Raw genomic sequence first — 10,661 nt, forward strand, 5'->3', positions numbered from 1 at the left:
CTTGGCGGCAGGAGGGGGGCTTTTCTCGAATTATTCATCCGCTCGATTCAGGAAAGGAGCGGTGCGTCTTCATGGTAGCTCACCCCAGCGGGGGGGCACCACCTTTGAAGGCAGTGTCGTGTATGACATACGCACCCGTCGGTGACCGATGATGACCTCGCCCGCGCACCGCGGCCATATGTGGTCGATGGAGAACATTCGCGGACTTCTCGAGTCCGCGGGTGGCATGAAGGTGCGTAGCTCCACGCAGCTTTCAGCTCGATGCCCCGTTCACGATGACGGGAATGCCTCGCTTTCGGTGACATGGACCGATGACGGCGCAGGTGGAAAAGTACTTCTGAAATGCCATGGCTGTGGGGCAAGTGCCCAGGACATTGCGGATGCATTGGGGATGTCCACGGGAGATCTCTTCGACGAACCTCTTCCTCCCCGTAGTTCAGCCACCCCGTTAACTGGTCGATCGACACAACAGCGCACCGCTGGCCGACGCCGCGGCAAGCTGGGAGCGCTTCCGAAAACGCTTCTGACCAAAGCTGCAAGCCCTGAGATCGAGCACGCGTGGGTGCCTGTCGCGACATACCCCTACGTAGACGCCGAGGGTTCCCTCGTCCAGGAGGTTGTCAGAGAGGAGTGCACCAACTGCGAGCTCGGCCGGCACAAGCAGTTTCGGCAGGTGTTCGTCTCTGCGTCGGGTCGTCGAGTCAAGCAGAAGCCCCGCGATTTTCAGTCGGTCCTCTACCGGACCCCTCAGCTCCTCGCTGCTATTTCCGCCGGTACCCCGGTGTGGTTGGTCGAAGGTGAGAAAGATGTCGAGACCGCCGAGCAGATCGGTCTCGTCGCGACGACGAATGCGCAGGGTGGCCGTAGCTTTCCTGCGGAGTGCGCTGCGGTTTTCGAAAATGCCACTGTTCGGGTGGTGCTCGATCGTGACGACGCGGGATGGGACCGCGGAATCGATCTCGCTTCCATGCTCGGGGGAGTGGGGGCGCATGTACAACTGCTGTTGCCGGCAACCCTCGAGCCGAAGAGCGATTTCACTGATCACGTACTGGCAGGCAAGTGGAGCGGCGACGACGAATTCGGTGGATTCGTCCCCGTCACTGCAGGCGAGGTGGCGGCCCACGCATACGCGGGTGCGGTGCGCGGGAAGCACCTACTTGTCGAAAAGGCCGCAGCTGAGGCTGATGCTCACGTCGCCTCGATCTCTGATGCACGAGATTCACAGCTGCCGTTCAAGCGTGCCAAGCGTTGGGCCCTGGAATCGGAACTTCGATTCGAAATATTGAGTGAAGCTGTTGATCGTTGCCGGCTCCAAGCTGCAACGGCAGGTAGTGAATGGGCAGGGCAGGCGGCTGACGAGGCAGTGGCCGCGTGGCGTCTGGCACGCAATGCGGCGCGTGGGGCGCATGAAATCGCTCAGATTCCGATCCCTCCGTTGTTGCAGGATCCGGATCTTCACAACGAAGTAGCGGCAACTCAAGAGGAGGCCGCTGGTTCGGAATCTCGATCTGCGCTTGTCCTCGAAACCGGCGTGTCGGCCGCGCCTGGCGGATCCACCGTTCAGCGCGGTTCGGCGATTTCGGCGCCGACGTATCGGATCGTCGATATGCAGTTGGTGGAGATCACGACGACCAAAGATGGTGAAGAGAGCGCCAAACTCGTTTTGGGTTTGGATGCGCGCATCGTCGAAATGGAATACCTGGAGGCTCAGGACGAGTCGTTCGATATCGATTTGCCCAAGCTTATGGGGCGAGAGGGGATTGTGGGCCAGAAGGAGGCGAATCCTCCTGCGCCTAAACAGCTTTCGGCGGTGATAATCGGTTACACGCATCCCGACACCGGGGAGTTCATGCGGCTGCGCATCGCTGCGCTCGATTACCGCGACTGTGGTTGGGTCGAATCGTTGCCTGGTCCTCCTGCTTACGACTCACGTCCGTCCGGAATAGCAAAGCTGCGCGATGCGCTCAAAGTCGCTGGTGGGACGATCACACGAACCGTTCGGTTCAGATCCACGGGATGGCGACGAACCGCGGAAGGCGAGTGGTTCTTTGTTCACGCCGGGGGTGCAATCAGTGGGGAGGGGGCACGTGTGGCTCCGGTACTGCTGAGTGGGCCTTTGGCTCGTTACGACCTGCCAGCACCCATTCGAGATGCGGAGCGGATCCGAGAGGCGTTTTTGGCCCATTCGGGATCGATGTTGACTCAGTTTCCCTCGCGTGTGTCGGCGACGTTGCTCGGGCACGTCTACCGATCAGCTCTCGGCCCGAATCCGTGGGTGTTGTTGATCGTAGGTTCCCCTGGCTCGTACAAGACGTCTTTGACGTCCATCGCGATGCATCATTGGGGGGAGTTGTGGGATCGGCGACGTCCGGCGTCGTCGATGTCGGGCAATGGCGACACACTCAATGCCTTGCGGATCAAACTGAATTCGGCGAAGGATGCTCTCTATTGGGCTGATGACGTGGCTCCGACTCGGGATTGGGGTGCAGCTCAGAAGTCTCTTGAGGAATTCGCGCGCATGGTGCATAACGGAGAATCGCGATCGCGTGCCACTCGTGATGGTTTAGGCATTCTCGATGGCACACCTCCTCGGGCGTCGGCTGTCGTCACATCCGAAGTGATGCCTCGTCCCGGATCGGGAGCCCAGCGCATGCTTGCCGTGCCGCTGCAGGCTGATGAGATCGAGTTAGATCACCTCATCGCTCTCGACCGCGACGAAAGTCGGCATGGCCGCGCATTGCTGATGGCCAGCTTCCTACAGTATCTGGCTGGTCATTTGGAAGAGATTCGCGAATTAGCATCTCAAGCCGCTGCACACTATGCCGAGTCTCTGCGCTCGAGTGGAGAGAGTGTGCGCCAAGCCGAAGCCGTCGGCGCGATCTGGGGAGGTTGGGTCGCTATGACCCGTTTCCTACTCGACGTGGGCGCGTTGACAGAACAGGAAGTAGATCAGAACCTCGAGGTGGTCCATCTCGGGCTCCGCGACGCGATCACCGCGGCCGCTGATCCTGATTTGCCTTCTCGCACTGGCGCCCGGGTTCGCGAGCTGATTGCCCATGCCCTACGTACCGGATTGGCGTACGTCGACGATGTTCGGACCGGCGAGGCTCCCGCGTTTCCCCTCGCTAACAGGTTGGGATGGCGACGGACGCTCGTTGGCGAATTCCAAGACGTGAAGAAATATCGCGAAGATGCGCGCGGAATCCGCCTCGGTTACGTGCTCACCGATCCGACGCCACGCGATGGGGAAGCCCAGTTGCTCGTGGAATCGACTGCTCTCGAGCAAGTTCTCAAGGCAGCAGCACAATCGATGTCGGATGCTCCGCAGATCGACAGAGGCACGGCGCTGCGCGCCCTGTATGACGAAGGAATTCTGATCGGCGAAGAACGCGCGGGTAAAACGCCTCGGTACACGGTCCAGCGCACTATCCATTGTGAAGATCGACGTCAGCGATTGACCGCGTTGAGGTTGTGGAAGGTGCTCGGCGATGGCGATGACGAATCCCACGGAACACGCCCGTCAGATTCAGATGACACAGGTCCTTCAGGGTCGGATAACACAATCAATCCCGGCAGCGGTGGCGAACCTATAGACGAAAGTCCCACACCCTACCCTTGGCAGATACACCGTCTTTCGCACGTTTCGGCCACAGCGAAATCCAGTCGGGGCCATGACCTACAGTCCTCCGTGCTCGATCACACACAAAACTTGAGCGTATCTGCTGTTCCCGAGGAGGAGCCGGTGACAAGCTATGACGACGCGGAAGGCTACAGAGCGGTCGCTGAACCGATCTACCCCGCAGCACCGTGCTCAATGTGTGGACTCGCCTCGCCCTTCGCATTCGAAAAGCGCCCGATGCACATCGAGTGCTGGATCGACAGCACGTCCAAAACTCGTGCAGCGTTGCGTGTTTCATCCCCAGATAGCGACGACGCGGTGAAAAACGTGTCGCCATTGTCCGCTAACTCCCTACCTTCCGACAGAAGCGGAGGAGGGGCTTCGGCGGAGGTCACCGAAAGTCCCGCAGTAGGACGACACCGGACGACGACCAATCGTGCCGCAGATCGGCGGCACTACGCCGGGCCAGCGGGCGTGCTCGACGTAGATGGACTATGGCTACCGAGCGGGGAGGTAGTCGATCCTGGGCCGATCTTCCATGTCGGACACATCGCAGAGGTCATCCGAGCACAGAATTTTGGTACCGCAGTCAACGAGCGATGGAGCGAACCAGGACAGATCTGGGTCACCGATGCCATGGCACGTCAGTTCGGGATCGAGACGGGCGCCCTCGGGGACGATCCACGCAAGCGCGCTGAAGAAATGCGTGCGCTGACTGCAGGACTCCCTTTCGTCACTGAGGCTTTGGAGGAAGGCTGGTCGCTGGGTGGAAAGTTCGGTGATCGTCTGGGTACGTGGACGCGGGTATGGCATGGCGACGAACGAGGTGTCTGGGTAGCGTTCATCTCCGCCATGGGCCAGGACGAATTGGACATGCCGATCCTCGCTGATGACCCGCCACCCGTAGTCCTGGCGTCACGGTTGGCGACATTCGCAGATGCATTGAAGTTTCCGTGGGCAATGTCTGCGTCCACCACCGGATTCGATCTCATGATCAGCACTCGTTCACGAGAACGAGACACCGTTTTCGCTCCCTCACAACCGGTTCCGCCGTCTCAGATGAGTAACACCGAAACTGATATCGACTGGTCACGGCCGCTGACGGCGGATGAGAGCCGAAACCTCTTCATCCATGCATACGATCGAGGCGGATCCCACGCCGCGGGCATCGCCAGTCTCGAACTCGGCATTGGAGATCCGCAACATCACGAGAGCGGGGCCATATTCGACAAGTCTCTGCCTGGGTACTGGAAGATCGAGATTCCGGAATCCTCGGACTGGCGGTACCCGAATCCTTTGAATCCGAGGGGGCTTTCGATCAATGAGCCCAAATGGGTGACAACGCCGACCATGCAGTACGCGCTCGAACTCGGATATGAGCCGGAAGTTTTCGAGGCGTATGTGTGGAACGAACACGGGAGAGTTCTCGATCCTTGGTACAAGCGGATCCGCGATGCGCGCACGGCGTTGGACCTCGATGATCCTGATGCTCAGCTCGCCCGCGATCAACTCAAGGTTGTGTACACGCGCACTCTGGGCATGCTTGGCAGTAGCGATTTCATGAAGGGTCGGGCTGGCTATGCTCCGGAACGGCGCCATCACATCATCGCAAAGGCCCGGGCGAACATCCTCCGCCGAGTGGTGAAGATCGGCAGGGCCAGTGACCGGTGGCCAGTTGCCATCTCGAACGACACCGTTCTGTACGTCTCCGACAATCCTGACCCGATTGCATCCTGGCCGGGAGAGCAAGAGACGTTAGGTCGCGGGTTCGGACAGTACAAATGGGAAGGCTCGGCCTTGCTCGCCGACCAGGTCGAGTTCTTGACAGGTAAGGGTTACCGAGGAAAAGACCAACTCCATTTGGACTGGAACTCCGCGGACTACACCGTTGGCGGTGATCAGTGATGGCACGTAAAAACACGAACAAAGATCCTGGCCGCCGGTCGAAAATCTTCGGTGCCCTCACTGGACGAAGCGGCGCCTCGGTGTCACTAGGGCGCGCAGCTCCGGACGTTCGAGGACTATTGCTCGCTGCGTACGGACTCAACAAGAGAGGCGGCCTCAACACTGCAGATGCCGCCAAAGATCTTGGGGTAACACAACGTACGGTTCAGCGGTGGGTAGCAACAGAAGGACATCAACGGATCGGCAAGCCCAAAGCAGACACGTTGCAGAAACTCGCAAAGAAGTCACGGCAAGCGGCCACGACACAGCGCGGACGCAAAGCTGCGCTGGCATCTTTTCGAGCGACGTCGAAGGGCAAGGCACTCGCAAATCGGGGTGGTCACCTTCGCATACGTGGTCATCAAGGTCCGAGCGCCGCCGGCAAGACCTACAAGCGGGACCGCCAGATCCAACTCGAACTCACCCCTGCCGATGTCGAAGCAATGTGGTCTGCGTTCGAGCAGAACGGCGATGAAGGCGTGTCCAAGTGGATGACGAACCATGCCGACGAGCAGTATGTCGCCGGCTGGGAATTCGAACGCATCGACGAGATGGCAATCGATCGCCCGTGATGGCACCTGCGGCACCTCGGTGGACGCGCAAGCGCCTCGAAGCAATGTTGGGGACCTGCTACGGGCGTACACCCACCGGCCACATCGATACGGCTGCCGTCGCACATGCCGTCGGCGTCAGTGTTCGCACCGTCCAGCGATGGATAGCGGGCAGTAATCGCCAGAATGCGGCGATTCCGCACACCCGACTTCTGCAGTTGTGCCGCCCTCCTGCCGATACGCAGGAACGATCACAACAGGCTGCTGATTATGCGAGTGAAGCGATCGTCAAAATCTCTCTGCCCAAGGGGCGAGAGATCCTTCCCGCATGGCGCGAACAAGGTTGGCTCGAACCGCACGTCGTTGGAGTACTCGCATTACACGGTCTTCCGCTTCGGCAAGTGGTGATCAGTAACGGCACTGCTCGATCCACGGCCGATCTGCGGCGGCGAGGTGAGTTGCTCGACGTCACTACCGTGCCGACACGGTTCCACGCCACTGTTCTCGTTCATGAGGTGCTCTCACGTGTCGAACCGTGGTGTGTCTTGCCTTCTCGCGAGATCCTGCCAGTCGGTAGGACTCAGGTCTGGGCTGAAGACGGTCCAGTAGTGGATCTTTCGCAGCTCGCTGTCACCGCGGATTTGCGCTGACACGACCCACCGTCGCGATACCGACGTATTGGAAAAGCCACCACCGTGGTGAAAGCCGCAACCACTGAGAGATCAGCGTGCGTCTGGGTCCAGACCCACGCGCCTGAGTACTCGCCAGAGTTTTTCGTTGTCCAACGTCTTGCGGTGTTCCGCGATGGCTTGAACGAGCTCTTCTATGACCTCGCGTGATCGCGGGTTGAACTGCGCGGCCCGCCCACCTATCCAGGCCAGAGGCGCATCCTCTGCCTTGTCGATTCGGTCCAGCGCCATGACTGATTTGTCGATGAATTTCCTGGCGCGGCCTTGCTGTTTGTCATCCAACTCTCCTGCATCGACAGCTGCTTTGGCTTGATCCACGAAGTCTTCGAGGATGGCCGTCGCCCGATCCGCCAACTCATCATCGAAAGCCAGCACATTCCAGAAGTTCCGCCAGTGCGCGTTGTACTTTCGCTCCGAGGATCGAGGAATCAGGTGGTCACGAAGGACGCATTCGAAGATCTCTGCATCAAGCACTCGCAGGTCGGCGGCACCGCCAAAGGCCGGCAACTCAACAGGGTCGGAGATCCTGCGCCACGGCTCTTGCTGCGTCATCGGTGGGGACCCTCATCCTCTGTACTACTGCCGTTTCAATACGCTCATCCACTTCAACACACACATGCCGGCCGAGGGCCGAAAGTGCGGGTTCGGAACACAACCTACCGCCAAGTGCCCCTGACCCTCCCGCTGCCCCCGGCACCGTGAGGGTCAGGGGCACTTTCATCGACAGTTTTCCCTATATCGGCAGGTCAGGCAGTAGAATGATCGGTGTCCTAGTGAAGTGTGGGCGGACCGACCATCCACCCTCTACCGAAAATTTTTGAGTTGGCGGGTTGACGATTTCACACAGCTCGGTTGATCAGGTTGCGAGCGAAGACGTCGCCAGTGAGGGTGAGCTCAGCGAGTGCATGTCGGGCTTGTTGTCGGTGATGCGTGCCAGTATCTCGGTTATGAGCATCGTTCAGCGCGTGTACCCGGTTGAGGGTGCGCAGCTCGACGCGTTGGTGATGCATTGCGATCACGCTCGCCTCGTCTACAACCTCGGGTTGGAGCAGCGTTCGTGGTGGACGCAGTCCCGGCGGCATTTCCGGCAGAAGATCAACTACGTGTCGCAGGCCGCTGACCTGACCGAAGCTCGACGTGAATTCGACTGGTTGCGAGCGGGTTCCACAGTGGTGCAGCAGGGCGCGTTACGCGATCTCGATCGAGCATTCACCAACTTCTTCGCCCGGCGCGCCTGGTATCCGACGTTCAAGAAACGCTCGAATACCAGGCAAGGGTTCGTAGTTCGTGATCTGGCGGCGCGACGAGTCAACCGGAAGTGGGGCGAGATCCTGGTGCCGAAGGCCGGGTGGGTGCGATTCCGCATCTCCCGGGCCTGGACAGACATCTGCGCGGCCACGTCGGCGCGGGTCGCCGTGACGAATGGGCGATGGACGGTGAGCCTGACGACCCCGCCAGCAGTCCGCAAGATACCGGACACAACAGCAGTGGTTGGGATCGATCGTGGTGTCGCGAACTCTGTCGCCACCAGCGATGGCCGTATGTTCCATGCTCCGGGTCTCACTGCCGGGGAGCAGACCCGGTTCCTTGCGTTGCAGCAGCGCCTGGCCCGCCAGCAGAAGGGTTCCGCGAACCGAGAACGGACGAAAGCGAAGTTGGGCAGGTTGCGGTTGCGGTTGGCCGATCGGCGCGGTGACTGGATCGAACAAACGACCACCGCACTTGCATCCGCGTATTGCGCGGCGGCGGTGGAGAAGTTGGCGATCGCAAACATGACCCGCCGAGCGAAGCCGAAACCCGACCCCGACCGACCAGGAGCTTTCTTGCCGAACGGTGGGCGTGCGAAGTCCGGTCTGAACCACGCGATCCTCTCCTCGTGCTGGGGGAAGTTCGCGCAACGTCTCGACCACAAGATGTCTGTCATCGTGGTCTCGGCCGCGTACACCTCCCAGCAGTGCTCGAACTGCGGACACACCTGCCCGGACAATCGCGACAGCCAAGCGGTTTTCCGGTGCCAGGGTTGCGGTTTCGAACATCATGCGGACACCAATGCCGCGATCAACATCCGTGATCGCGCCTTCATCATCGATCACCAACCCGAGGGCATGTCGGGGGATAGGGTGCATCAGTCACGCCTGCGTGCCGCACCAACCACCTCGGTACCCTGAGCTACCCGGGAATCTCCGCCCGCGAGGGCGAGGAGGATGTCAAGGCACGTTGATCGATGGACCCCGGACCTGCCGCCTGTGACGGTTCCGACAAGGTACCGCGGGCGCACGGTGGGCGGCGGTTTCGCAGCCTTGCGAGGTGGGGAATGCGGGGAAAGTCGCAATCGCGCTCCCCGGGTTCGCTCGATCGAAATCACGGCGGATTGCATCACATGACAGCAGAGACCGTCACTGCGATATAGCGAAGCCGGCGCCGCACCCGAGGGTCGCCGGCCACCACGACCGTGAAGAAAGGGCCTGGTTACGCAAGCGCGACCAGGCCCTTTCTTCACGTCTCGCTGTGCCCCCGGCACGGCGAGGGCAGGCGGCATTTCACCGCCGTTCATGGCTCTTTTTGTCGGTGGCATGTGGCAGTGTCATCGGTGTTGTCCTAGTCCGGTGCGCCTCACCAGCGCACCCCCACGACCCAAAGGGGTTACCTGTGAGTACTTTTCGTTTGTCTTCGCCGTCCGATTGCGTTGCCGGTGCTGTTGCGCTCGGCGGTCATATTCCTGTCGATGAGGTGGTTGTGATCGCTCTCGATCTTGACCCGATGCCGGTTGCGATGATCAAGCTGACTGATGTCGAGTCGGGGCGAGTTCTGGCGAGTCTGGAGGGCGCCACTCCGTTCGCCCAGTGCCGAGAAATGCTGGTAGTGGTGTTCGGGCCGGTGGAGCGTGGCGATGCTGTGGGTGAGGTGTTCGAGCAGTTCCGACCGGATGCGGTTACACCGGTGTACGTCTTCACCGAGGGGGTCGTTCGCCGGTGGCACGGCGTCGGATCGCTCGCGTTGCAGGCGGGTGACCAGATGGATTTGCGGTTGCATCCGATTGTGTTGGAGGCGCAGTCACTCGGCGTGGCCACGCTGCAGACTCGTGCGCAGATGCGCGCAGCTTTCGAACCGGCTCAGTTCGGCGCAGAGCGCGCCGCAACGGTCGCGCAGGGTTTCGATCAGGAGCGAGTGAAATTGGCGGCCATGGATCCACACGGGGCAGCCGAACTCGCGTTCACCAGTAGATTAGCGCCGTATATCGGTCCTGCGAAGAATGACGGGGGAATCGTCGTCACGGACGAGCATGCAGCGCTTATCGCGGCCGCGATGCACGATGTGACTGTCCGTGATCTGTTGTTTGTACATGTGACGGACAAGAACGCCGATGCCGCCGCTGAGATGTTGCGGCAAGTAGGGGCACTACTGCCCGCCGACCTTGCCGGTCCGGTGATCATCATTGGCGCGATATTTCATTGGGTGGCGCGTCATGCGGCGCTTTCTCGCGAGGCCCTCATCGTGGGGCGCACTCTCGATCCGGCTCATTCCTTCGGGCAGTTGTTCGAGCGCGCACTCGACTTCGGAATGAATCCGGCGCTCTGGGATCAACTGCGCACGGCTGCGGTAACAGCGAGCACTCGAACCGGAAGATAACGATTTGGTGGTGCCGTTCCGATCGGTTAAGGATGGCACCACCACTTTCGATTGTGACGCAACCAAAAACGTGCGCACGTTTTTTGTGCGCACGTTTTCTTGGAATCTTTTTTGCCACAACGAAAAGCAGCCACGAGTCCGGCGCGCAGCGCGTAGGACTTTCGTCATCAGGGCGGCTTGCCGCCCGCGCCCTTCCGGTTCCGGGCGCAGCCCGGAACTACGGCTGTC

General features: G+C 60.5%; 6 protein-coding genes. 5 read left to right on the forward strand and 1 reads right to left on the reverse strand.

Annotated features, from left to right (window positions below; genetic code table 11):
* Positions 1 to 148 precede the first annotated feature (148 nt).
* Genes R4P70_RS31195 through R4P70_RS31205 form a run of 3 tightly spaced genes read left to right on the forward strand, consistent with a single transcriptional unit; the run spans position 149 to position 6,764 of the window.
* On the forward strand, positions 149 to 5,524 hold the full coding sequence (locus R4P70_RS31195; RefSeq protein ID WP_252858648.1) for a telomere-binding protein: 5,376 nt from the start codon (positions 149 to 151) through the stop codon (positions 5,522 to 5,524).
* Positions 5,524 to 6,135 carry a terminal protein gene (locus R4P70_RS31200; RefSeq protein ID WP_021334447.1) on the forward strand — a complete coding sequence of 204 codons (612 nt, stop codon included), beginning with the start codon at positions 5,524 to 5,526 and terminating at the stop codon, positions 6,133 to 6,135. The genes R4P70_RS31195 and R4P70_RS31200 overlap by 1 nt, the downstream gene beginning before the upstream one ends.
* The gene (locus tag R4P70_RS31205; protein WP_021334446.1) at positions 6,135 to 6,764 is read left to right on the forward strand and encodes a hypothetical protein; all 630 of its coding nucleotides are present in this window, start codon (positions 6,135 to 6,137) and stop codon (positions 6,762 to 6,764) included. The genes R4P70_RS31200 and R4P70_RS31205 overlap by 1 nt, the downstream gene beginning before the upstream one ends.
* Positions 6,765 to 6,836: 72 nt before the next feature.
* On the opposite strand, the gene R4P70_RS31210 is transcribed toward R4P70_RS31205, so the two are convergent.
* Complete coding sequence (locus R4P70_RS31210; protein WP_021334445.1) at positions 6,837 to 7,355, reverse strand: hypothetical protein; 519 nt, start codon at positions 7,353 to 7,355, stop codon at positions 6,837 to 6,839.
* Positions 7,356 to 7,750: 395 nt separating this feature from the next.
* Here R4P70_RS31210 and R4P70_RS31215 point away from each other — a divergent pair, with 395 nt between their 5' ends.
* Together R4P70_RS31215 and R4P70_RS31220 are read left to right on the forward strand one after the other, a co-directional pair.
* Positions 7,751 to 8,971: an RNA-guided endonuclease InsQ/TnpB family protein gene (locus tag R4P70_RS31215; RefSeq protein ID WP_167548985.1), complete on the forward strand. Its 1,221-nt coding sequence runs from the start codon at positions 7,751 to 7,753 to the stop codon at positions 8,969 to 8,971.
* A 481-nt stretch (positions 8,972 to 9,452) separates the two neighbouring features.
* Positions 9,453 to 10,433, forward strand: coding sequence for a DUF4192 family protein (locus R4P70_RS31220; RefSeq protein WP_021334443.1), 981 nt, complete (start codon positions 9,453 to 9,455; stop codon positions 10,431 to 10,433).
* Positions 10,434 to 10,661: the final 228 nt, after the last annotated feature.

This window comes from Rhodococcus sp. IEGM 1241 (assembly GCF_033142365.1).
Classification (GTDB): domain Bacteria; phylum Actinomycetota; class Actinomycetes; order Mycobacteriales; family Mycobacteriaceae; genus Rhodococcus_F; species Rhodococcus_F erythropolis.

Bases quoted from the DNA above. Each gene is read 5' to 3' on its own strand.
- R4P70_RS31195 (WP_252858648.1), top strand. From the start codon at position 149: ATGATGACCTCGCCCGCGCACCGCGGCCATATGTGGTCGATGGAGAAC.
- R4P70_RS31200 (WP_021334447.1), top strand. From the start codon at position 5,524: ATGGCACGTAAAAACACGAACAAAGATCCTGGCCGCCGGTCGAAAATC.
- R4P70_RS31205 (WP_021334446.1), top strand. From the start codon at position 6,135: ATGGCACCTGCGGCACCTCGGTGGACGCGCAAGCGCCTCGAAGCAATG.
- R4P70_RS31210 (WP_021334445.1), bottom strand. From the start codon at position 7,355: ATGACGCAGCAAGAGCCGTGGCGCAGGATCTCCGACCCTGTTGAGTTG.
- R4P70_RS31215 (WP_167548985.1), top strand. From the start codon at position 7,751: ATGAGCATCGTTCAGCGCGTGTACCCGGTTGAGGGTGCGCAGCTCGAC.